We start from the raw sequence: 23,823 nt of genomic DNA, 5'->3' as shown, positions 1-23,823 counted from the left end.
CTCATAAATCACCTCGTTAGTTGAAACGTGGTGATAAATTAGGCCATCTGCAAAAACATGCCTAGGTGTGGTTGCTGTTACGGTTACAATTAAACCAATTAGCTGGAGGCAGCTGGCAAGCTATATACCTATTGAAAACTCTCAATTAAATGCCCCTGAAAGTTACGAGCCCCTGAAAGATAGACAATACAAACAACTAAAAGATTGGCGCAACGGGAAGAACTTACCTTCTTTTCTAAAGTTAGAAAGGTTTGTAAGTGCAATTTGCGAGAAATTATGTGATTTAGATTCTTCAGCATTACTTGTGTACTTCAGGATTAGTCGAGGGATAGACACAAAAATACAAGTATGTTTTGAACAAACTGAAAGCGAAAAACTTATTCCTATTTTCAATGAGATTATTGGGCAATACCCTGCTTACTTTAAGTACTATTCAGAACGCGAGAATTCGGCCATCTAACTTCAAAATTAGACGGCCTTAGCTTTTGCAATTAATCGTCTAAGCGCTCTTCCCAGTCTTCAGGGCGCTCATCTTCACCTCGGCTTTGCCAATAAGCGTCATGCTCAGGGTTTAGCTGCTGTGAACGGTTGTCATCATCATGTTGGGCCATTTTATTTTTTCCCTTGTTGGTTTTTGTTTGCGGCTCTAGCTGCGCGAGCAGCAAAACCATTAGAATCAACGCCGCCACCATTTTGCTTAGCTTCATTTCTTTGAATACGGGCCAAAGCATCGGTAGTCATTGGAGTTTCTTTCTTCGTCATTATATTTCTCCAAAATAGGTTTATTGTTAGGTGCTCCTAACAACAGAGAGAATAATGCCAAACAAAATTGGCGCTGTGGTGGGGGGGAAAGAGTGTAAATTTAATTTTCTCTATGTATTTTTGTAAAACACACTAATCATAAGAAAGTTGAAAATCCGTCTATTAGTGATAATGTATTCAATATTCAGGCAACAGGGCTTGTGAACCTTTATATCTCATATACTTGGCTTGTTGTTTATCATTTAAATGGAGTTTATGAATGTCTGCGTCTAATGGAAATTTTGGGTTTTTAGCTGAACATGATCCATTATTCACTGAGCTTGCTTTATCCGCTGAGCGCTCTTTCGCCAGTGATCCAAATACCACATTAATAAAACTACGTCAGCTAGGCGAAGCATTAGCACAACATATTGCTGCATTGGCTGGTATTGAGTTTGATGAACAAACAACACAAGCTGACCTTTTATACAAAATTAATCGTGAATTACAATTAGAAAATGTTGTACGAGAGTTATTCCGCACTCTTAGGGTTGAAGGTAATAAAGCAACCCACCAATTTAAAACAAAGCATAAAGAAGCAATTAACGGCTTAGTAGTTGCCCGTAAATTAGCAATTTGGTTTCACCAGTCATTTGGTAAAGCTGGCCCAAAGTTTAAGCCTGGGCCATTTATTGCGCCTTCAGATCCGAGTGAACAGTTACGTAAACTTCAAAGTGAAATTGCTAACTTAAAGACTGACCTACAAAAAGCAAATCTTGATTTAAATTCAAGCCACCAGCTGAATGAGTTAATCGCCAAAGAAAAGCATGAATATGAGCAGTTAGCGTATGAAATGGACGAAGAGTCTAAATTTTTAGCGCAACAAGCGGCCTCTCATGAACAAGCATTGCAGCAACAACAAAAAGAGTACGAAGCCAAAATAAAGGCACTGCAAATACAGCTAGCTTCACAAGATGAAAAGTCAAAAGCTAACCAACGTGAAAAGCTAAACAATAACACTCAAGCAGCAACTAAACATATCGTACTCGACGAAGCGTTAACTCGTATTTTAATAGATCAGCAATTAACAGAAGCAGGTTGGCAGGCTGATAGTGAAGAGCTTACTTATAAAAACGGCATTCGTCCTGAAAAAGGTAAAAATATCGCAATTGCTGAGTGGCCAACACAACACAATGGCGAACGCGGCAGAGCTGATTACGTATTATTTGCAGGTTTAACACCCATAGCCGTGGTTGAAGCAAAGAAAGAAAATACCAATGTTGCAGGTAAAATTCGTCAAGCTGAGCGATACAGCAAAGGGCTAACAGTCAATCCCCCGCTACTACCCGCTTGGGAATTGCAAGGTTTGACCATAGCATGGCCAGATGAGGCCGAAGGCCATTATAAAGTCCCGTTTGTGTATTCTTGTAACGGTCGCCCTCATTTAAAACAACTCGCTGAACAATCAGGTATTTGGTTTCGTGATGTACGGGAGTGCTCAAATACAAAACGAGATTTAAGTAAATTCCATACGCCAACAGGTCTACTCGATACCCTCAAGCGCAGCAAAAGCGAAGCACAAAAAAAATTAGATAAAGAGCCATTTGGCTACTTAAAGCTTAGGGAATACCAAAAAAATGCAATTAGTGCCGTTGAGCATGCACTTGCAAATAACGAACGTCGAGCATTACTTGCAATGGCTACGGGTACTGGTAAAACCCGCACAATCATCGGTTTAATGTACCGTTTTTTAAAAGCAGAACGCTTTAAACGCATTTTATTTTTAGTTGATAGAACCGCACTAGGCCAACAAGCGCTCGATGCCTTTAACGAAGCGCCACTAGAGCAAAATCATACTCTTTCAAAAATTTATAATGTCGCAGAACTTGGTGATATGGGTGCAGAGGCTGAAACGCGCGTACAAGTTGCTACCGTGCAAGCAATGGTTAAACGCATATTTATGAGTGATAACCCTCCTCCGCTCGATCAATTTGACTGTATCATTATCGACGAAGCACACCGAGGTTACACACTTGATCAAGAAATGACAGAAGGCGAACTTGCTACACGGGACGCTAGCCAATATTTATCTAGTTACCGACGCGTACTCGATTACTTCGATGCTGTGAAAATAGCGCTCACAGCAACCCCAGCCAAGCACACCAGTGAAATTTTTGGCAAACCTGTGTACACCTATTCTTACCGTGAGGCTGTTGCTGAAGATTGGCTTATCGATCATGAATCACCTATCCGTTATGAGACCTTACTAAGCCAAAATGGCATTCACTTTGATAAAGGTGATAAAGTCCAATCAATTAATACTCATACGGGTGAAATTGAATCAGCAGACCTGGATGATGAGCTTGATTTCGAGATTAATGCATTCAACCGCAAGGTTATTAACGAGAACTTCAACAAAGTCATTTGCGAACAACTTGTTCAAGAACTCGATCCCTTTGGTGATGAAAAAACCATTATATTTTGTGCCCCCTCACAAAACGGCCTTCATGCAGATATGATGAAGCGATTACTTGATGATGCATTTAAAGATCTATACAACGGTGAGTATAACCAAGCGGCTGTAGAAGTTATTAAAGGCGACTCTGATAAAGTCGACCAGAGAATTAGACAGTTTAAGAACGAACGCTACCCTAATATTGCCATAACCGTAGACTTGCTCACTACAGGTATTGACGTGCCTAAAGTCTGTAATCTTGTTTTCATGCGCCGAGTAAAGTCACGCATTTTATACGAGCAGATGATCGGCCGTGCTACTCGCCGCTGCGATGAAATAGGTAAAACCGTATTCCGTATCTATGACCCTGTCGATATTTATTCAGCTTTGGCTGAAGTAAACACCATGAAGCCTTTGGTTAAAGACCCTAATATAACCCTAGAACAGTTGGTGGATGAAATAACTAATCAAGAGCTGTTAGAGCAAGCTCTGAGTACACCTGGCGACTCACCACAAGAAAGCCACGCCGACGTTGTACTCAGTCAGTTAAGCCAAAAAGTCATGCGGGTTTTACGTAAGGCAGAAAAAAAGGCAGAAGCAAAGCCTGAGCTAAAACAAAAACTAAACGAGCTTGAAAGCTTATGGGGAGTAGAGCCTAAAAACCTCCATACCCATTTACACCAGCTAGGGCCAAAACAAGCTGCAAACTTTATCGCCGAACATAGTGGTTTAATCCACCAGCTTGCACAGGTCAATACTTTATTGGGCAGTGAACATCAGCCCGTTATCTCTGAACATCATGATGAAATACGTGAAAGAACACAAAGCTGGGGAACACACAAAAAACCAGAGGATTACCTAGAGAGCTTTAATCAATTCGTTAAAGAGCAGTTAAACCAAAACATAGCCCTTGCGACTGTGGTAAATAAACCACGCGACCTTTCTCGTGAGCAATTAACCGAAGTAAAACTGTTACTTGATGGTGCAGGTTTCTCAGAGGTAAATTTACAAAGCGCTGTACGTAATCAAACCAATCAAGATATAGCAGCAAGCATTGTTGGCCACATTCGGCGTGCAGCCTTAGGTGAACCTCTTATCCCATTTGAACAACGTGTTGCTCAAGCAATGTTACGTATATACCAAGCACATTCATGGACACCTAATCAGCGCAAATGGTTAGAGCGCCTTGCCAAACAACTTGTGCATGAAGTTATCGTCGACAGAGAGTTTGTTAATAACCGCTTTGGTCAGCACGGTGGCGCGAAGCAATTTGACAAGGTGCTTAATAATCAATTAGATACTGTACTTGGTGACATAAGTGAAGCTATTTGGCCCATTAAGAGCGCATAAAGCAACGTATATAAATAAATGGAATTGCTATACATGTTATATAGGTTATGTATAATTTTATGAAAAATTTATACATAACAACACTGACATGTATAAAAAGGATAAAAGCTATCTATGTCGACCACTATAGAACCGTTACCGCTTGCGAATATTGAGCAGTGGGAAACCCGCGCTGTTTTAAAAAAAACCGCCACTGCCCATCGCCATTTAGCTGAGTTAAAAGGCGTTGCAGCCAGCATACCTAATGAAGCTATATTAATAAACACACTTGCCCTACAAGAAGCGAAAGACAGCTCTGAGGTGGAAAACATCGTAACAACACACGATGAGCTCTATAAGGCGAACCTGTTTGAAGAAGCGGTCACCAACCCCGCCACTAAAGAAGTACAAGATTATGCCGTTGCTTTAAAACAAGGGTTCGAGACAGCACGTAAAAGCAAACTAATTCGCCTTGATGACATACTCGCAATACAAAAAAACCTAGAACATAACGATGCAGGTTTACGAAAGCTCCCCGGCACTGATCTAAAAAACGCACGCACTGGTGAAGTGGTTTACACGCCACCACAGCACGCTGATGAAATTACAAAGCTAATGGATAACCTTGTGCAGTTTATCAACAATGATGAACTATGCGATGCCGACCCTCTGGTAAAAATGGCTATTATTCATCACCAATTTGAAAGTATTCATCCGTTTTACGATGGCAACGGCCGTACAGGGCGTATTTTAAATATTTTATATTTGGTCACCAAAGATTTACTAAACTTGCCAGTACTTTACCTAAGCCGATTTGTGATTCAGAACAAAGCCGATTACTACGCTAACCTACAAGCAGTGCGCGATACCGGCAACTGGGAGCCGTGGTTAGAGTTTATGCTTGATGGTGTCATTGATACTGCGCAAAACACTATTTCACTTATCACCGCCATGAAACACCTTATGGCAGAAGTTAAACATGGCATTAGAGAGCAGCTTCCTAAAATTTACAGCCAAGATTTACTCAACAACCTATTTAACCACCCCTACACCAAAATAGACTTTATTGTTGAGGAGCTCGGCGTCACTCGCATTACCGCCACCAAGTATTTGGAACAGCTGGTGGAACACGGCTTTTTAACTAAACAAAAAGTAGGCCGTGCTAATTACTACATTAACGAGCCTTTGTGCGCCCTACTGGTTGCCCACGGCTAACACCCAATTACTAATTTTGAGAACATCATGACTAATAACGACATTGTACAAAAGCTTTGGAACCTGTGTGACGTACTACGTGACGACGGCATTAACTACAGCGACTATGTAACAGAACTGGTACTGCTCCTTTTTATTAAAATGGTGCACGAAAACACCGAAGCAGGCGTGTTAAAAAAACACCCGCTGCCAGAGGGTTGCCGTTGGCAAGATATTAACGAAAAATCAGGTATCAACTTACTTAACGACTACAAACGTATTTTGCTGAGTCTGTCTACGGGTAAAGATGCCGATGGCAACATCGTCCATGAAGACCCATTGATCAGCGCTATTTATGCCGATGCACAAACCCGTCTGCGTGAGCCGCGCCATTTAGAGCAAATGATTAAAACACTTGATCAAATTGATTGGTTTAGCGCGCAAAAAGACGGCCTGGGTGATTTATATGAAGGCTTATTAGAGAAAAACGCCAGCGAGACTAAATCGGGCGCGGGACAGTACTTCACGCCGCGTGCGCTCATAAACTCCATGGTGCGCTGCATCAAACCACAAACAGGCGAAGTGATCCAAGACCCAGCAGCGGGTACCGCAGGCTTTTTAGTCGCCGCCGATCAATACATGCGTGAGCAAACCGACGACTATTTTGATTTAAGCCCTAAAGACGCTGACTTTCAAAAAAACAAAGCATTTGTCGGTGTTGAGCTGGTACCCAACACCCGCCGCTTATCGTTAATGAATTGTTTGTTGCACGGTATGGAAGGCGATGAGGAAGGCGTGGTGCATTTAGGCAATGCACTTGGTGATGCAGGTAAAGCACTAGAAAGCGCAGACATCATTTTAGCCAACCCGCCATTTGGTACTAGTAAAGGCGGTGAAGCCAGCAATACTCGTGACGATTTAACTCACAAAACGGGCAACAAACAACTGGCATTTTTACAGCATATTTACCGCAACCTCAAACCTGGCGGCCGTGCTGCCGTAGTACTGCCTGATAACGTATTGTTTGAAGCGGGTGTTGGCACAGAGGTGCGCCGCGATTTAATGAACAAATGTAACTTACACACGATTTTACGCTTACCTACAGGTATTTTTTATGCTCAAGGCGTAAAGACCAACGTGCTATTTTTTACCAAAGGTTCTGCCACCGACAAACACCAAGAAGAAAACTGCACCGACAACGTCTGGGTGTATGACTTACGCACCAACATGCCAAGTTTTGGTAAACGTACACCTTTTGGTAACTCCGACATTGGCTTTGCAGCAGAAGATTTTGGTAAAGACCCTCACTTAGGTGCATTTGAAAAAGCATTTGATCCTGTAGTTCCTGTAGATCGTGATTTATCGCGACAACCAGATATAGCCACTATACTTGCAGCCCGAACCCAAGGCGAATACAGCTTTGGTGCAGAAGAAATCGCCGTAGATAAAGAAGCTACCGCAGAAAATAAAGGCGTTGACAATAAACTCGCACATAGCCGCTGGCGCTGTTTTACTCGCCAGTGGATTAGTGACACCAAAGGCGACTCACTCGATATCAGTTGGCTAAAAGACAAAGACAGTGTTGATGCTGCCGACCTTCCAGTACCAGAAGTTTTGGCTAAGGAAGCGAAAGACGGATTGACCAGTGCACTGGTGGAGTTGGATGAGTTATTGGCTGAGCTAAGTAATGAGGTTTAGTGAATGACTGATCATAGAACTATAACTGTGGATGGCTCATATACTCATGAACTGAGCATTCCATCAACTTGGCACTTTGTGCAACTAAATGAAGTTATCGACATAGTTGGAGGTAATCAACCACCAAAAACGTTTTTTAGTGATCAGCCTGGTCCCGATAAGATAAGACTTATACAAATTCGTGACTACAAATCAGATCATAACATTGTTTATATCCCCAAAGATAAAGCAAAACGCTTTGTATCGACTACAGACGTAATGATTGGCAGGTATGGTCCACCAATATTTCAAATATTGAGAGGACTAGAAGGTGCTTATAACGTTGCTTTGATGAAAGCCGTGCCGAAAATGGGAGTGCTCGATAATGAGTATCTATTTCACTATTTGAATAATCGCGATATCTATAACTATGTAAATGCAGCCTCAGATAGAACTGCGGGTCAGTCAGGTGTCAATAAAGCTCACCTAGAAAAATATCCTGTTGGGCTTCCTCCGCTCGCCGAGCAAAAGGTCATTGCTGAAAAGCTGAATAAGTTATTAGCGAAAGTCGATTGCATTAAAGCACGTCTCGACGCCATCCCCGACACCCTAAAACGCTTCCGCCAATCTGTCCTCGCCGCCGCCGTCAGCGGTAAATTAACCGAAGAGTGGCGAACCAACAAAGAGCTTAAAAGTGCCAGTGAAATCTTAAAAGAGTTATCAGTTTTTAGAGAAAAAACTTTCCAAGAAGAGATTCAAAACGGCAATAAAGAAACAAAGCGATTACAGGCGAAAGTAAAGAAGCATGCTCCTGAGTTTCCGGAAGTTGAACTTCCCGCTTCATGGGAGTGGACAAGCTTTATGTCTTCAATGGAAAGGGTTGTGGACTGCCATAACAAAACTGCGCCTTATATTGATAAAGGCATACCACTAATAAGGACACCAGATATAAGAAATGGAAAAATAAGTTTAGACGGTGCTAAATATATTAGCCAGGATACTTATGATTATTGGTCTCGCCGTTGTCCACCAAAAAGCGGGGATATTATTTTTACTCGTGAAGCACCAATGGGTGAGGCAGGGATAGTACCTAAAGGCACTACTCTTTGTATGGGGCAACGTATGATGTTGTTACGTCCTATGAAAGAGTTTGTTAATCCAAACTATATATTATTGAATATTCTATCTCTCAATTTTCAACAGCGCATGCAAGAATCCGCAATTGGAACTGGTGTTAGACATCTTAGGGTTGCCGACGTTGAAGGGTTAACTTATCCTCTTGCTCCATTTAAAGAACAAGCCGAAATCGTCCGTCGTGTCGAAAAGCTTTCTGCTTACGCCGAAAAAGTCGAAGCAGAAGTCAATGCCGCCCAAGAGCGAGTAAATAAACTCACTCAATCGATCTTAGCAAAAGCCTTCCGTGGTGAGCTCACCGCCAAATGGCGCGAACAAAACCCCGACCTCATCAGCGGTGACAACTCCGCCGAAGCCTTGCTAGCAAAGATCAAAGCCGAGCGAGAAAAGTTAAAGCCTAATAAGAAAACACACACAAGGAAAAAAGTGTAATGCGCTTACTGTCACTGAGATTAGATGGACAATATAAAGGCCTAAGAAATCGCCTCTTTAACTTTGAAAGCACCACAGATAATGTAATTGCTTTTATTGGGTTAAACGGTTCAGGGAAATCTCAGTTACTAGAGCTGATCGCTGAATGCTTTGCATACTTAGAAAGGCTACAACGAGATGATTTCAAAAATAAGAGCCATCTTGCTTTTGATTTCACCCTAATTTACAGCATGAAAGGTTATGTTAATCAATCACCATTCGACAAAACAACTATATTTGGTCAAAAGTTTCGAGTTGAGAGGGGCTTTACAGACCCTATATTTACCGTCACAGTCAATGCTAACAGTAAACCCAAAATTGAGGTCGAGCAGCAGGGGCTAACGGACAAAATAGATATAGAACAATTAACACTGCCCTATGTTGTAGGTTACTCCTCTGGCTTAAATGAAAATCTACAAAGGCCGTTTTTAAAAAATGCGAACCAATTATTCAAAGCATTAAGGGCTCGAGCCCGATATCACAAAGAAAAACGAAAGTTGGATATTGATTACGAGCAAAGCCTTAATAATACAGAGCTTTCATTTAACACTTATCTAAACAATAAAAAAGAATTACTGAAAAAATATAAACGAAACCATCCTTACTTGTTTACCTACAATACCGCAGAGTATCTAGAAGATGAGCAAGAGCTACCCGAAACGACGACCCATCTATCTAATTTTATTTACCTTGACTACGACAGTGCTCAATTTGCCGTTGCCTTAAGTGATTTCCGGTTTAATTCCCTATTTACGAAGAGCAAATCTGAAAAAGAAAATTTAACGAGCCTTACTTACACGTCACCTACATGGCTACAGCTAGAGTTTGACTTTACTCTGTCTCACGTTACCGATGAAATCGTTGATGATGTACGGTCATTTATCAGAATAGCTGAATCAACAGGCGGAGCCATCGAATACACCGGCGTAAATACGACCACTGAAGAGTATGATTATTACGAGTTAGACTCTTTAAAAGGCATTATTAGTCTTGACCTAAAACGTTTAGCTGTTGAAAGTAAACTATCAACGTTTGGTACCTATGACCCATTCAGATTATTTGAGCGCTTATACAAAGCACAGCAACTTGGCATGAAAAACGTTAATTCACATGGCCGAAAACACCTAGAGAAAAATGGCTTCATTGGTACGGTTAAGAAACCCCTCAAAGTAAGACTTCCCCTTATGTCTAAACGTTTGATGTTGACTGGTGATGATCTCAATGAAGTTGCCTATGAAGAATTATCTGATGGCGAGTCTCAACTATTGCAAGTATTGGCCATTATAAAGCTATACACCAATGAAAATACGTTATTCCTTCTTGATGAGCCAGAAACACATTTAAACCCAGCTTGGCGAACAATGTTTCATACTTATTTAACAAACGCATTAGTGGGCGAAGGTAAAGAAACAAATTCACAGGTATTCGTATCAACTCACTCCCCATTCATGGTGTCCTCACTTAAACGCAACAATGTGTTCTTGTTTAGCCGTAAAAGCAAAGAAGAGATAAATTTTCAGCCAGTTCAAAAAGAGACCTATGGCTCCTCATTTGATGTGTTAATTAAAGATTTTTTCGAGCTTCGCTCATTAATATCGCAAAGCGTCATAGATGAAATTAGAGAGCAGTTAAAAAAAGGTGATGCCCACGCAAAAGAGTGGATTGAAGACAACCTAGGCTTGTCTGCTGAAAAAGCCTACTTGATAAGGAAGTTGAGTCAATAATGCTGTTTCGTTTAGCCCCCAATACACCAAGCTTTGAAGTATTTAGATTGCTTAATGAAGAGCTTCTATACTTCCTGGAACAAGCTGTTACCACAAATACATTTAGCCGAGCTCTATTTAATCAGGGGGCTGTTGGACAAGCTTGTTGGGATAATAAGCCCTCGAGGGATAAATTTAAGGGCTTATGGGACTCAATAAACGCTGCTGACTTAAGAACAAAGCAACAGTTACTTAATACAATGCAGAGCAATCAAAACCTCCAGGTGTTCTTTGGCACTCCACAAAGAGATTTGCTCAATTTCATGAATGAGCATTGCAGAGAAGCTTTAAAGCTATTGTGTACACATTTATATTGCTCAACCAAAGATTTAGCCCCTATCATCACCGCCGCTGGTGGTGTAGACATAAAGGCTCACTTTAACGCATATAGAGCTCACACTGTAAATGGAAATATATGTAAAGCTTGTGGAATGGAGAAGCTCGCCCCTTTCAGAGCCAACATTCCAGATAAAGACCAGTGGCGAGCAGACTACGACCATCAACTATGCAAATCAAAGTACCCTATATTTGCTGTTCATCCAGATAATTTGATTCCACTATGTGACGTATGTAACCAAGATGCAAAAAAGGCAAAGGACCTATTTAGAGACGAAAATAAGAAAGCCCGTTTAGCATTTTACCCATTCAATGAAGAGGCAAAGGACTATATTAATATTGGATTCGAGCAACTCCATGATCCTGAGCCTATTATAAAAGTTAAATGGAACGCTCCAAACGGCACTATCTTAGATAAACTAAATACGTGGGATGAAGTCTATGAAATCCGTAATCGAGTTGAAGGACAGTTTCGCTCTTTAGAAACTATAATAGAAGATGAGCTTAATCCAAATAGCCTAGCAGACGTGAGAAGGAAGATAGCCGGAAAAACTCGGCCCTTATCTCCCAATACGCTAAAAAGGAAGGAGTGGGCATACTGGTATCATAAGTTATTTTCAGAGCTGAACCTGATTGACTTAGCCCCCTTTGCCGCTAAGTGGGAATTCATACAACAACAAGCGACTGATGGCGGTGATTACATATTAAACCCACCATAATTAAAAATACACCTCAGAAAGCTCAAAGTGGGTAACGTTATGGTTACCATTAAAAATGAATAAAAAGTATAAAACACTGTTATTGCTGATAATTTAAATGTAAAACGACATTCAAATTCAGAATAGCAAATAATGAAAACGGATACATGTTCCAGGTTTTAAAATAATGAGAGCACAAGCTGATGCTCTAGAAATGCCTGCTGCTTACTTGTTTTTTATTAAGGAAACGTTTGCCCGTTCGATACTATAATTTCAATAAAAATTAAAAATAAAACCAGCTATTTTGGAGGCGTTTTTTTGTTCTATGCTCTATTCTTGATATCAAATTCCTTGAATTTACATCAGGTATTAATTAACCACGAGAGCAATTAAAAAACAACGCGATAGCTTACTCTGCTGATATATATAATGTTAATTCTAAAAGTAATTATGATTCACTAATGAGTGAGTTTAATAGTCTTGTTGAAAGAGCCAGCCACCAAAGTGTCCTTAATAAACAAGAACACTGTATCATCCTTAGTCACTCTAACATGTAAGTTTAAACTTAGTTCGTAATTAAACAGTGATGGATGTTAAGCACTAACAAAATCAAGATTCTTTCATTAGTAAAGGCTTTTAAGTAAAGTGTAACGATTGTATATAAATAACTTGCAATAAATGACAAATCCATTAAAGCGAATTCAATCTGTAGAGCGAGCATTCTCACTGTTAGAAGCAATCGCTCAGCTCGGCGGCAGTGCTAGATTAAACCAACTTGTGGAATACTGTGAGCTAAATAAAACCACCGCTCATGGCCTTTTGAATACTTTAGTAAACTTAGGCTATGCTGAGCGTAGTGAAACTCACTATACTCTCGGTGCGCGACTTACAACCCTCTCAGAACCTATCAATTTTCAGCATCAACAAATTCGTGTTAGGTTCCAGTCTATTTAGCTTATGCAGCAGACCAGTCTGGTGAAACTAGCTATTTAGCAGTTTTAGGAGGAAACCAGGATTATGTATACGCTGGACTTCCCAGCTTTCACTAGACAGTTTCTAACTCAGAAAAATACGCTTCCTCAAATTTAGCAGGTGAAACACCGCCTGTATGCGAGTGACGTTTTATCAGATTGTAAAACATTTCTATAAAATTAAATATCTCTGCTTTCGCATCATTGCGTGTTGAGTAAATCTTCCTTTTAATTATCTGCCTTTTAATCGTTGCAAAAAAGCTTTCAGCAACTGCATTATCGTGACAATTCCCAGCTCGACTGATGGAAGGTACAAGGTTATGTTATTTCGTAAAGGCTAAGTAATCTGCACTACCATATTGGCTGCCTTGATCAATATGTACCAATACGTCAGTTTTGGATTGGCGCTGATAAACTGCCATGAGCAATACTTTAATAACTAAGTTCTTGTCCATGTTTTTATCCATCGACCAGCCTACTATGCGCCTAGAGAATAAATCCATGACAGTTGCTACATACAAGAAGCCATCATAGGTTCTCACATAAGTAATATCACTTGCCCAAGTTTGATTCGGCGCAGGAGGATTAAACTGACTAAACGATTCCATAACAACTTTACAACGAGGAGAGGTGGTGAGTATCGACAGTAACTCTTTTCTGCTCACCGCTTTATTACTTTGTAGGTTTTGATGAAAAAGCTTACCGACTTGAAAAACATTTTTTGCCAAGTCGATACTAATTAGGTTAAATTTTGACATGTATGGATTCCTTATAGGTAAAAGTAGTTGTCCAATCTCTTTATACAGTACTCACCCTATTTGGGAGAGGAGTCCATACATCTCCTACATCTGTAAAACTTATTTTAGAATTTAATTCTAAATGTGATCAAAGAGGCTATTTAGCAGGAGCAACAGAGCAACCCCTGTTAAAAATTTATTTTAAGCCGATCTCTTTAAGAATAGATCGCGCTGCATTTTTTCCGTTTAAAGCAAAGCCAACGCTATGACCACTTCTATCTTTAAGAATTAACAAGTTTGAATCTACCCACATATCACGTACTACCATATCATCCGAAACAGTATCTAGCTCATTTATTGGTAGCTTATATCTTAGATTATACTCATAACCTCTCATATCCCATTCAGCCATATAAATGCCCTTATCTGTAATAAAAAATACTCCCCATTGCTGTAGCTCTTTATTCTCATACATAGTTGTCCACTCTTTAAAATGAACCCTATTTGAGCCATCTTTTACAGTATCTAAAATTACGGGTTCAAAAGCAGAAGTATTAATTGGACCAGTCACCGTTTGCATTGGCCCAGGAGAAGCACAGCCACCAATAGCTAGAACACTTGCGATTAATACTAAAGATTTTTTATTCAACACACTAAATATCCTTATATAAAGTAGAGAGGTACATAGTAAAAGATCCGATAGTTTCATCTATGATTACTTTTGTAAATAACAAATTTGAATATGTAATCATCTTAGTTTTTTAAAAGTAATAATAAAACATTTTTTGAATTGGTAAAGGCCTTACCCTCGCTTGCATACCTGGTTTTACCTTGCCTTCTGCTATTGTCTTTACTTAACCATAAAAGCATACGTTCTGGAGATATCAACTCTTTATTTAATTATTAAGCTCTTTTATTTTTAAGGCTAATGCCATGGAAACTAAAAGAAAAGGTGTACTTTGGGAGTTACTACTTTGATCTAAGTTTACTAAAAATAGCAAATAAACTCTTGTTATTATAAACTAATACTTTATTACGTGTTGATTCAACAAGCCCGTTTGCTGAAAGCGTAACAATCAGCAATTTTCCACCTCAACATGAAGAAGGCTCATTAATGGACATACATGATATAAACATTCTGCCAAATGGAATTATTGAAATTGAAGAACTTCTCAAACAACCCCCTTCATGCCATTTTAATTTTGCAAACATAAAGAAACCCTTTACCCCTTCAGAATTAACCGAAATGAGCCATATCGGTTACTTAATTAAAGGCCTTAATATTGAACTGGATTCTTGTGACTCTTTAGAAATAGAAGAACTATATCCTTTACTGAAATTGAATTCCTGAGGTTAAACTTTACGAATTGTCAGCTTTTCATTGAAGACTTAAGTTCTCTTCAATATTGGCTAATGGAGTTAACTAATTTAAAAGTTATCATCTTGGAATATGGGCAGAAAGATAATGATTTTTTTGAAGTAATAATAAACTCATTATCACGAGGTAGAACATCCCCATTAACTGTCATTTTTGAACTTCAAAAAAGAAAAGGCCCTAAAAAGATTGAGCCAACTTTTAATTTCACTTCAATCTCATTAGATAAATGTAATTTGTACTTTGCCCCAAAGATGAATATCAACAAAGATTCACTGAAAGATTTCTAGAGCAAAATATACCTATAACTAATATATCATTTAAGGATTTTCAATTCTCTGGTCATTTAGAAGTAGAAAATGGAGAATGGCAATTAGATGTTAATTGACTCGTACTAGTGCAATATAAAGAGGTAATTTTTTCTTTTGAGGGTAGAGATGACGACGGAAGATTCAAATGTTCAGGTAGGTCTATCTGGAATAATGCGGAAAAAGGCTTTTACTTTGCCGCTAACTTACCAGTTAGATACTTGGATTTTAATGATGATAAGGAATATGCAAGTATTAAATTTATTGATGATTTTGGGGATTGTATCGTCAGAGGTGTATGGGTTCAAAACCGCGAGGAATGGATAATTGAAGGTAAACCCGCCAAAACATAAAGCTTTATACTAATGAAAGTTAAATATCTTAGTTTTTTATGGGAAGCACACTCCCCTTTAGAAATTATCAATGCCTTTGAATAAATACCTCTTTTGCTGTACAAGCTGATACTGTTATTACTTTTATAGTAAACACCATTTAAAGTTTCCTGATTTTAGCTACTTTAATTTTAGATGAAGAAACTAAACTTGCGGATGCACTTGAAGCTAAACTTCTGAAAATAAAATTCTTTTTAAAGCCTCGGCAGAATGTGAAGAAGATCTACCTCGGCATTGTAACTGATATAGAGGCCTAGATAGCATTCCACCTTTGACTTGACTCAAGCGCTTTAACTTTTTTAGTTGCACTAAATCTTCTGTGACCACATTTGGCAATATGGCTATTCCCATTCCTTGTGCGACTGAGCGAGCTATAGCTTCATTACTCCCTAGTTGCATACTATTGCTAACTTTTATACCTTGCTTTTCTAACATTTTAACTGACATTTCACGTGTTCCAGAACCTGGCTCACGGAGTAACCAAAACTGTTGGCTAAGCCATTCATTTAAATTATGGCTAGGCTTAAAATGAGGTGGGATAACGACACTCATCAAATCATCTTGCCAGTGTGTAGGTACTATCTTTTTTTCTGCTGGTGTCCCTTCAACAAGAGCCAAGTCAATTGAGCACTCAAGCAACGCATGTTCAATCTTTTCCGTATTTTCGACCTTCACTTCAACTTTTATATTTGGGTAAGCACTACAGAACCTGGCTAAGTAAGGTGGTAACCAATAACTTGCAATTGTAGTGCTAGTACCAATGACAATTGTGCCACGCTTTAGTCCGGTACGTGACTTTATATCGTCTATTGCCGTCTTTTCAATAGCAAAAATATTACGAGCATGTTCATATAAAGCAACTCCGCCCTCAGTTAATGCGAGTTTTCTCCCCTTGGTGGCACGTTCGATAAGTTTAAGACTTAATTGATGCTCTAGCTCTTTTAACGCTTTAGATACCGCTGGCTGACTGATGAAAAGAGTTTCTGCCGCACCCGAGAAACTTTGCAATTTCGCTACAGTATAAAAGACTCTCAATGCGTGCAAGTTCATAAGATAACCTAAAGTTATTAAATCATAAAATTAATGTATTGGAGTTATATTTTGGGTCTTTCTAAAATGCAGTCAAGTAAATATAGCAATTTATTGAAGGACGTTTATGTTGTTCTATACGTGGTGTCTATTTAAACCCCAAACAAAAAAACTCACAGATAGTCGATGGTGGTTGGGCCTAATGTTGGTAATTACATTAGCAAGTATATCAATAGCCCTAAGTAAACTTTCCGTTTTGCAAAATGCACAAGTTAGTTCACTTACTATTGGAATTATCCTCGGCATCATAGTAGGAAACAGTTTGTTTTCCCGTATCGCAACTCATACTGATATTGGAGTAGACTACGCAAAAAGCTTCTTACTTAAAGCTGGCATCATTTTATTTGGCTTTAGAATTACATTCTCACAAATAACAGAAATTGGTTGGTTAGGGCTAGTTATTGATTTAGCCATATTACTAGGTACATTTATCCTAGCGATTCAGTTAGGTAAACGTTTATTTAAACTTGATGAGCAAACAACTATTCTTATTGGTGCTGGGAGCTCTATTTGTGGTGCTGCAGCAATAATGGCAACAGAACCAGTTATTAAAGCACAAGCACATAAAGTATCTATTGCGGTTGCAACAGTCGTTGTATTTGGAACCCTAAGTATGTTTACTTACCCCTTAATGTTTGAATATATAGGGTTGAGTGAATACGAATACGGTATTTTTGTTGGTTCAACCATTCATGAAGTAGCTCAGGTAGTTGCTGCGGGTACCGCTATTAGTGCAAATGCAGCCGACACGGCAGTAATTGAAAAAATGTTAAGGGTAATGATGCTTGCCCCATTTTTGTTTGGTTTATCATATTGGCAAAAACGAAAGGATACAAAGAAAAACTATAACTTAGAAAAATCTTCAGGCCTATCAATTCCTTGGTTTGCGGTTTACTTCATTTTAGTTAGTGGATGTAATTCACTAATTAACCTATCCCAGAGTACAACAAACAATATTGTGTGGTTTGATAATATATTACTCACTATCGCCATGGTGGCATTGGGACTACGAACTCACATTGGGGCAATTCGTCAAGCTGGAATAAGACCCCTACTTTTGGGAAGTTGTTTATTTTTATTTTTAACGTTAGGCGGTTTCGGAATTAACACTGGAGTAAAAGAACTTTTATAGTTGGGTTCAACTACAGGCGAATAGTTAAAAGTGCAAAATATGATCAGTCTGATCTTGCTTCCTAATCGTTAGCGAGTAGACGTGAAATCTCTCTCAAATACAGTAATAATAATTTACTTCATGATTTTTAAGAGGAGCGCTTGACCGCACCTGCGAAGGCAAAAAATTTAGAGGTCAAGCGATAAACTGTTATGAATGTTTATGGTTGAGAATTCAGCTCGATTGGAGAGAAAAAATCAGAAATAGGAGGTTTAGCTGTTTTATTAGGCCAAAGTATACTCTCTACTTGTTTGCTCTGCTCCCAATGAACAAAGTCAGGAGCTTTGTCTATTTTCGCCTTTTTAATATTTGCACCAGAAGCGCTACTCAAATTATCAGCAACACTTTCAACAATAGATAACACGTTTGGCTCATCAGTTGCTGCATTATAGTATGCAATCAAAACCCCATTGAAGAAAACAGCTTTATCACCGTCTTCCGAAGAAATTGAACATAAATCCATAGTTACTCCAGCTCATATATTTTTGCCAAAGCTATCATATGCGTTAAATCGCGCCCGATTCTGGGAAAAAGGTTTAAATTTAACTAATAATTGATGAAATCACATAGGCCGCGAGCCGAAAAGAAACATCTTAGTTGTAATGTGGAATATTCACATCTAAAACCACTGTTTATTTACACAGCGCTTTGTAATTATACTTAGTTGATCAGACTCATTTAAGTTTGGGAAAATGCAGCCTCAAAAGACCTATTTTCCGTCGTCAAATTTTAATTTATAGATTGGGAATCTTTTTGTTAAAAATGAACTATTAAATGTTAGCCATAATTAAAGTTTGGGAACTTAAAAACAACTTAATTTACAAGAAGTTACAATGATTTAGAGTCTATAATAATTCAGCAATCTCAATTACAGCTTTATTTGGAGCACCCTTATCATCTATTTATTCACATAAAGCGTCTGACCACAACAAAGAACTTTTTGGCTAAGGTCGAAAATCTTGTAGGGAACTTTAAAAAAAACACTATTTTTCAAGTAATTTACATACTAACTATGTATTAATTCTTAACATTTTGTTTTAATCTGTATAGAAATCTATTTGAGCACGGAGGCGAAAAGATAATGAAGTTCTTAATGTCCCTCCTTTTTACACTCTAAAACTCTATAAAAAGTAGAATTGAGTGTTGTTTACCCCTTAATCTTAAAAATTACAAGGTTCGTAGATAAATGAAAATTTCACTCCAATTATTAACATCTTTTGCCATTATTGCTGTAATTGGTGGCTGTAACACAGTTGCTGATAAAAGTTCTAATACAAATGTTTCAAACCTTCCTAACTGGGTATTAAACCCTCATGTTACTGACGGTATCGCTGCTACTGACTGCGTTAAGTTTTCTGGCAACTTATCTGTTGATAAAAAATTAGCAACAGCTAATAGTAGATTGGCGCTAGCACAACAGATTGAAACACGAGTTGAAGGCCTTGAAAAAACATATAGCGAACGTATTGATTCAAATGATGACACAACTGTGGGCACTACTTTTAGCTCAGTTTCAAAACAGTTAACAAAACAAAAGCTACAAGGATCAAGGTTAATTAAATCAGATATCATAAACATATCTGGTAAAGATCATTTTTGTGTTATGACTGCCTTAGAGCCTAATCAAACAAAATCTTTATTTGATGACATACTCAAACAAAGCAAAAGATTGGTAAATCCTGCAGATGAAAAGTTTTTGTATCAAGAGTTTAAAGCAGATAAAGCTGAAAAAAACTTAGATGAAGAAATAAAAAAACTTACTAATTAATTACATGATTGGTTGGAGAGCTTCACTTTAAAAAGTGAAGCTTCGTTTGTATAGATAAAATTAGTTTTGACATGACAGAAAATAATAATCAAGAAAACCAAAGATCAATGTGGAAAAAAATACAAAGCTCAATTTTAATGATAGCTGCGATCTTGATTTCTATAGGGCAATGGGGGGACACAAAAGATGTTCTTCTAAGTGCATACACAGCCTCTATTAAAAACTTCACACACAAGATTCAATATAAGCAAATAGACAAAGTCAATATTGGGAATGGATTAGCCTATACAAAGTCTTTTTTTGGAGAACCTAATGCAATAAAAAGATCACAAACAAACCCTGATGTTGAGTTCTACTATTACATAAAAGACAAGTTTATTTTTACGATAATTACTTCTGACAAGCGCGTAAATGGTTATTCGGTACTATCACGCATTACAGATTTTTCTCCTGAGGTTCCTTTCTCTGCCCCGCTTGGTAAATCAACTATATTGGATGAGGCATCAGGTGAATTTGAATACAGCTTCGATACTGGTAACTTAATTTACTACCTAGAGTCTCAAAACCTTGGCAAGGATAAAATGTTTCTTTCTTTATCCAAAGGTTTCATTGAATATGCAGCAATACCTAGTTCAATCAACAGTCCAGATAATTACTTAGCTTCAGTAAAAATAGCTCTTAATGAGATTGATTCTCTACTTATCTATTCAGATACCAACAAGGACCTAGAAAAAGAGATTAATTCATTAAGAGGAAAAATAAAGCCTAATTATTATGCAGTTAGTGAACTGAATCATAAAATTGTAGCTGAGTCACTACTTACTCGTTTCGAATACCAAACATTTACAAAAAGCTGAACAAGGGGTTTTTATGTATTCATTCAAGCTTAAAACATATTTATCAATCTTCAGCGTCTTAATGCTAAATGTAACTTGTGCTTTTGCGCAAAACTCAAGTGATCCATTTGACGAGTTAGGGAGAGAAATGGCCTCTTTAGAAAAGGAAGGCAGTGCTGAAGAGCTTAAAGAGTTTAATGAATGGAAAGAGCGCTACTTATCAGAATATCAAGATTTTAGGCAGAAGCACTTTAAAAAGCTTGATGACATACGTGATAAGCTTATCAATACTTGGGGAGAAACAGATTCACAACGGGCAAGCCTGTCAACATACTACAGCCCTGACAATCAGGTAAAAACTAGTATAGATTTTGAGAATGATGTAATGAGTATCAGTATTTTACATGATGTAAAAGAGAACGTTACAACGAGTAAAGTTAATGATGCATTAAAAAGTACATTGTCAGCTAATCAGGCATTAAGTAATGATATTGAAAATAGAACATTTGAAGAGTTAACAAAAAAAATTGCAAACACAACCCCTACCCAAAAGCCTATTGAGGTTGTTGCGAAACCAGATAACCTTTTCAATAAGGAAATCGATAAAATAAAAGCTCAAGCTATTGCTTCACGTCACCAAGTTGAAAAAATTCATGATATGTCATTATACAACGCATCGTCAGAACTTGTGCTTAGCGATAATCCTCGCTTAGATAAAAGTGTTAAAGCTGAATTTATGCGAATCGAAAAAGAAAAAGAGCAACGCATTAAAGCACTACAAGAGACTCAGAAAAAGGCCAGTACAGTAAAACAAAGAGAGTTACTAAAGAGTAAAAGAGTAACAACTTATACCGTGCCACTTACCCATAAAAGCTTTATGAAAAAAGCAGCGCCATTTAAGGGGGTAGTCAACCAGCATAGCCAACGTTGGCAATTACCAAATAGTATTCTTTTTTCTGTAATTCATACCGAAAGCCACTTTAATACTAAAGCGCAATCCCCTATCCCTGCTTATGGCTTAATGCAAATAGTTCCTTTAAGTGCAGGGCTTGATGTGAATCGTTTTTTACATAAGAAAAATAATATTATGAGCAAGCAGTATTTATTCAATGCAGAAAATAATATTGAGACTGGGGTAGCGTATATGCACCTCTTAAACTCACGATACTTAGCTAAAATTATTAACAAACAAAGTAGGCTTTATTGCATGATAGCGGCATACAATACTGGAGCCGGGAACGTAGCTAAAACTTTTAATTATGATAACTCAAGAAATATCACCAAAGCTTCAACCATAATAAACTCTATGACTCCTGAGCAGGTATATAACAAACTAATTTCAGACTTACCTTATGAAGAGACAAGGAAATACTTACAAAAAGTTATAGAACGTCAAGCTATTTATAAATCTATGGACCAAATTTAATATTTTATACAAAGAAGTTTACAGTCTTGTTAGCAAATATAATGTTAATTAAAAACTCAACATAAAAATGGAAAAATGATGCTAAACATAAAAAAAACACTCTCAAGTTCAATATTCTTTTTTGGCGTATTAGCAGCACTTAGTGGATGTGCTTCAAAAATAGAAGTTGACTCGACTATGAACATGCCAAGTAAGTCAGGTCTCGCTCTTGAGCATATTGATATCGTTGGTTTTAAAGGTGACAAGTATAATATTAAAGGAAACGCTCTTTCTGCTAAAGTAAAGTCTAAATTGATGAGTCATGGATATGTAAATGTTCATGCAAACTCACCCTATATACTTATTGGCGAAATATCACCATCACGTGTAGAGCGTAATTCGTGGAGTGAAAAGCATGAAGGTAAGAAAGAAACTTGGTACAGCTATCATGCATCTGTAAAACAAACGTTAACGTTAACTTACTATGTTGCTTATGGCCAACAAACACTAAACAGCAATTCTAAAACATTTACTTATAGTAAAGAAAAGAGTTCAAACGAAAACAGAAGCAAAGCAAAGGAAAAGCTACGTACTGACTCAGAGATTGCTGACATTTTGATAGAAAAGGCAGCTGATTATGTGGTTAAGCAAATTTCGCCGTACCGTTCAATAGTAAAACTCAACTACCTAAGTGGTGAGGACGAAAATATTGATTTAGGTATTGAATATGTCAAAAAAGACAGGCTAAAACAAGCGTTTAGTATCTTTGATCAAGTTGCTCAAAATAGTAACTCAGTTGAAGATCAGGCGATTGCTCTGCACAATCAAGGATTGGTAAAATTGATGCAAGGTAATTACACAGAAGCCTACAATCTGATGACAAAAGCGAACCTTATTGATCCTAGAAATTTTGATATTCTTGATTCAATAAAAGAAGTGGAAGATTACAAAGTATTGAACGATGCCCATAAAAAACAAAGAGGCTTAAAATGAGAACTATACAGTTATTGATGATCGCTTCTTTAACAGGCTGCGCTAGTAGCGAGAAAAGTCCATACGATTTAGTTATTCCAAAAGCTGATAGTGAAGTTATTGAATATCAACTAAATGAACGGTCGCGAGGAAGCTTTACAATCCATTACAAAAAAGACCGTAATGGCAACCCTATTACAAAAACCATTAATAGATCAACTACAGTTATAGGTAACGATAGTGAATCCTTAAAAAGCTTGCGAGAACGGGCTAAGAAAGAAATCGTTCAACTAGCAACAGAAGAGGTCAACGGCGTTGTAATCTCCTCATCATCAGAAATCGACACTGTTGCTATCAGTGTAGATTCAAACAGCAACACACTTTACTCTAGACAAGATTTCACTGAAAAAGCAGTTTCTCAAACTGCTGGGATTGCAAGAATTAAAGATTTACAATGTCAAACCCTAGCTACACAAGGAAGTAGTTTATTAGTGAAGTGTAACGCCGACGTCACAGTGCAGCTCATTGAAAGCATTGATATTAAGCAGGAGTAATTTGAGTTAATTGCGGTTGAGCCTATATACATATACCTAAAAGATGTCACATATAATCTAAAATTACAGAGCCCTGCTTCCACAGGGCTTATATTTAACTCACCACCACCTTTCCTTTATTTGCTGCGAACTTACCTAAAAAGTATTCATACACACGACCATCTAAATCTTCTTCTGTCATATGACATTCGTTAGCGATGGTCTCTATGTTATTGATGGTATCGACTAATGCTGCAAGCTTACTTACATCGAGCCCTAACCGGGAAAAGTAGTTATCAGGCAATGCACCTTTAAGGAAGGCATTATTTTCTCAACTGTATGTAAAGCAGTATCAATTTTTACTGCTATGTCACCTTGTTTGTAACCGTAACAGCAACCACACCTAGGCATGTTTTTGCAGATGGCCTAATTTATCACCACGTTTCAACTAACGAGGTGATTTATGAG

Annotated in this window: 21 protein-coding genes and 1 pseudogene; 15 read left to right on the top strand and 7 right to left on the bottom strand. The window is 38.0% G+C overall.

Annotated features, from left to right (window positions below; translation table 11 throughout):
• Positions 1 to 612: 612 nt before the first annotated feature.
• A complete protein-coding gene (locus AN394_RS22200) occupies positions 613 to 762 on the bottom strand; it encodes a hypothetical protein (RefSeq protein ID WP_167330986.1) in 150 nt (49 codons plus the stop codon).
• Between the two features lie 259 nt (positions 763 to 1,021).
• Here AN394_RS22200 and hsdR point away from each other — a divergent pair, with 259 nt between their 5' ends.
• The 7 genes from hsdR (at position 1,022) to AN394_RS19065 (ending at position 12,752) form a co-directional block, all read left to right on the top strand.
• Positions 1,022 to 4,546: a type I restriction-modification system endonuclease gene (hsdR, locus tag AN394_RS19095; RefSeq protein ID WP_055022280.1), complete on the top strand. Its 3,525-nt coding sequence runs from the start codon at positions 1,022 to 1,024 to the stop codon at positions 4,544 to 4,546.
• A 114-nt stretch (positions 4,547 to 4,660) separates the two neighbouring features.
• Positions 4,661 to 5,740 carry a Fic family protein gene (locus tag AN394_RS19090; RefSeq protein WP_055022279.1) on the top strand — a complete coding sequence of 360 codons (1,080 nt, stop codon included), beginning with the start codon at positions 4,661 to 4,663 and terminating at the stop codon, positions 5,738 to 5,740.
• Between the two features lie 27 nt (positions 5,741 to 5,767).
• Positions 5,768 to 7,417 carry an N-6 DNA methylase gene (locus AN394_RS19085; protein ID WP_055022278.1) on the top strand — a complete coding sequence of 550 codons (1,650 nt, stop codon included), beginning with the start codon at positions 5,768 to 5,770 and terminating at the stop codon, positions 7,415 to 7,417.
• 3 nt (positions 7,418 to 7,420) lie between these two features.
• Positions 7,421 to 8,962, top strand: a complete 1,542-nt coding sequence (locus tag AN394_RS19080) for a restriction endonuclease subunit S (RefSeq protein ID WP_055022277.1) — start codon at positions 7,421 to 7,423, stop codon at positions 8,960 to 8,962.
• Positions 8,962 to 10,725 carry an AAA family ATPase gene (locus tag AN394_RS19075; RefSeq protein WP_055022276.1) on the top strand — a complete coding sequence of 588 codons (1,764 nt, stop codon included), beginning with the start codon at positions 8,962 to 8,964 and terminating at the stop codon, positions 10,723 to 10,725. The genes AN394_RS19080 and AN394_RS19075 overlap by 1 nt, the downstream gene beginning before the upstream one ends.
• A complete protein-coding gene (locus AN394_RS19070) occupies positions 10,725 to 11,819 on the top strand; it encodes a hypothetical protein (protein ID WP_055022275.1) in 1,095 nt (364 codons plus the stop codon). The genes AN394_RS19075 and AN394_RS19070 overlap by 1 nt, the downstream gene beginning before the upstream one ends.
• 657 nt (positions 11,820 to 12,476) lie before the next feature.
• The gene (locus AN394_RS19065; protein ID WP_055022274.1) at positions 12,477 to 12,752 is read left to right on the top strand and encodes a helix-turn-helix domain-containing protein; all 276 of its coding nucleotides are present in this window, start codon (positions 12,477 to 12,479) and stop codon (positions 12,750 to 12,752) included.
• A 91-nt stretch (positions 12,753 to 12,843) separates the two neighbouring features.
• Here the strand turns inward: AN394_RS19065 and AN394_RS22540 are convergent, their stop codons facing one another.
• From AN394_RS22540 to AN394_RS19055, 3 genes are all read right to left on the bottom strand, one after another.
• On the bottom strand, positions 12,844 to 13,074 hold the full coding sequence (locus AN394_RS22540; RefSeq protein ID WP_200910026.1) for an IS3 family transposase: 231 nt from the start codon (positions 13,072 to 13,074) through the stop codon (positions 12,844 to 12,846).
• Positions 13,075 to 13,092: 18 nt separating this feature from the next.
• A complete protein-coding gene (locus AN394_RS22190) occupies positions 13,093 to 13,527 on the bottom strand; it encodes a DDE-type integrase/transposase/recombinase (protein WP_055022273.1) in 435 nt (144 codons plus the stop codon).
• A 175-nt stretch (positions 13,528 to 13,702) separates the two neighbouring features.
• A complete protein-coding gene (locus AN394_RS19055) occupies positions 13,703 to 14,158 on the bottom strand; it encodes a hypothetical protein (RefSeq protein ID WP_152968951.1) in 456 nt (151 codons plus the stop codon).
• A 462-nt stretch (positions 14,159 to 14,620) separates the two neighbouring features.
• Here AN394_RS19055 and AN394_RS19050 point away from each other — a divergent pair, with 462 nt between their 5' ends.
• Both AN394_RS19050 and AN394_RS19040 read left to right on the top strand, forming a co-directional pair.
• Complete coding sequence (locus AN394_RS19050) at positions 14,621 to 14,857, top strand: hypothetical protein (protein ID WP_055022271.1); 237 nt, start codon at positions 14,621 to 14,623, stop codon at positions 14,855 to 14,857.
• A gap of 421 nt (positions 14,858 to 15,278) precedes the next feature.
• On the top strand, positions 15,279 to 15,542 hold the full coding sequence (locus AN394_RS19040; protein WP_055022269.1) for a hypothetical protein: 264 nt from the start codon (positions 15,279 to 15,281) through the stop codon (positions 15,540 to 15,542).
• A 207-nt stretch (positions 15,543 to 15,749) separates the two neighbouring features.
• On the opposite strand, the gene AN394_RS19035 is transcribed toward AN394_RS19040, so the two are convergent.
• Positions 15,750 to 16,631, bottom strand: coding sequence for a LysR substrate-binding domain-containing protein (locus tag AN394_RS19035; protein WP_055022268.1), 882 nt, complete (start codon positions 16,629 to 16,631; stop codon positions 15,750 to 15,752).
• A 106-nt stretch (positions 16,632 to 16,737) separates the two neighbouring features.
• Here AN394_RS19035 and AN394_RS19030 point away from each other — a divergent pair, with 106 nt between their 5' ends.
• Positions 16,738 to 17,802 (top strand): YeiH family protein, encoded by a 1,065-nt coding sequence (locus tag AN394_RS19030; protein ID WP_055022267.1) that lies wholly within the window; start codon positions 16,738 to 16,740, stop codon positions 17,800 to 17,802.
• Between the two features lie 199 nt (positions 17,803 to 18,001).
• Here the strand turns inward: AN394_RS19030 and AN394_RS19025 are convergent, their stop codons facing one another.
• Positions 18,002 to 18,304, bottom strand: coding sequence for a hypothetical protein (locus tag AN394_RS19025; protein WP_055022266.1), 303 nt, complete (start codon positions 18,302 to 18,304; stop codon positions 18,002 to 18,004).
• Positions 18,305 to 19,027: 723 nt separating this feature from the next.
• Here AN394_RS19025 and AN394_RS19020 point away from each other — a divergent pair.
• The 5 genes from AN394_RS19020 to AN394_RS19000 all read left to right on the top strand — a co-directional run bounded on the left by AN394_RS19020 (position 19,028) and on the right by AN394_RS19000 (position 23,376).
• Positions 19,028 to 19,609 carry an LPP20 family lipoprotein gene (locus tag AN394_RS19020; protein WP_055022265.1) on the top strand — a complete coding sequence of 194 codons (582 nt, stop codon included), beginning with the start codon at positions 19,028 to 19,030 and terminating at the stop codon, positions 19,607 to 19,609.
• 71 nt (positions 19,610 to 19,680) lie between these two features.
• The gene (locus AN394_RS19015; RefSeq protein WP_055022264.1) at positions 19,681 to 20,466 is read left to right on the top strand and encodes an ETEC_3214 domain-containing protein; all 786 of its coding nucleotides are present in this window, start codon (positions 19,681 to 19,683) and stop codon (positions 20,464 to 20,466) included.
• Between the two features lie 13 nt (positions 20,467 to 20,479).
• A complete protein-coding gene (locus AN394_RS19010) occupies positions 20,480 to 21,871 on the top strand; it encodes a transglycosylase SLT domain-containing protein (protein ID WP_055022263.1) in 1,392 nt (463 codons plus the stop codon).
• Positions 21,872 to 21,949: 78 nt separating this feature from the next.
• Positions 21,950 to 22,843, top strand: a complete 894-nt coding sequence (locus AN394_RS19005) for a M48 family metallopeptidase (protein WP_235576283.1) — start codon at positions 21,950 to 21,952, stop codon at positions 22,841 to 22,843.
• A complete protein-coding gene (locus tag AN394_RS19000; protein ID WP_055022261.1) occupies positions 22,840 to 23,376 on the top strand; it encodes a hypothetical protein in 537 nt (178 codons plus the stop codon). Before AN394_RS19005 ends, AN394_RS19000 begins: the two co-directional genes overlap by 4 nt.
• A gap of 109 nt (positions 23,377 to 23,485) precedes the next feature.
• Here the strand turns inward: AN394_RS19000 and AN394_RS18995 are convergent.
• Positions 23,486 to 23,736: pseudogene (locus AN394_RS18995) on the bottom strand (DNA methyltransferase); the annotation flags it as partial.
• Positions 23,737 to 23,823: the final 87 nt, after the last annotated feature.

Origin of the sequence: Pseudoalteromonas sp. P1-26, assembly GCF_001401795.1 — a bacterium.
Classification (GTDB): Bacteria; Pseudomonadota; Gammaproteobacteria; order Enterobacterales; family Alteromonadaceae; genus Pseudoalteromonas.
Note: the sequence above shows the minus strand (reverse complement) of the source record. Positions and strands in the feature narration are given on the sequence as shown.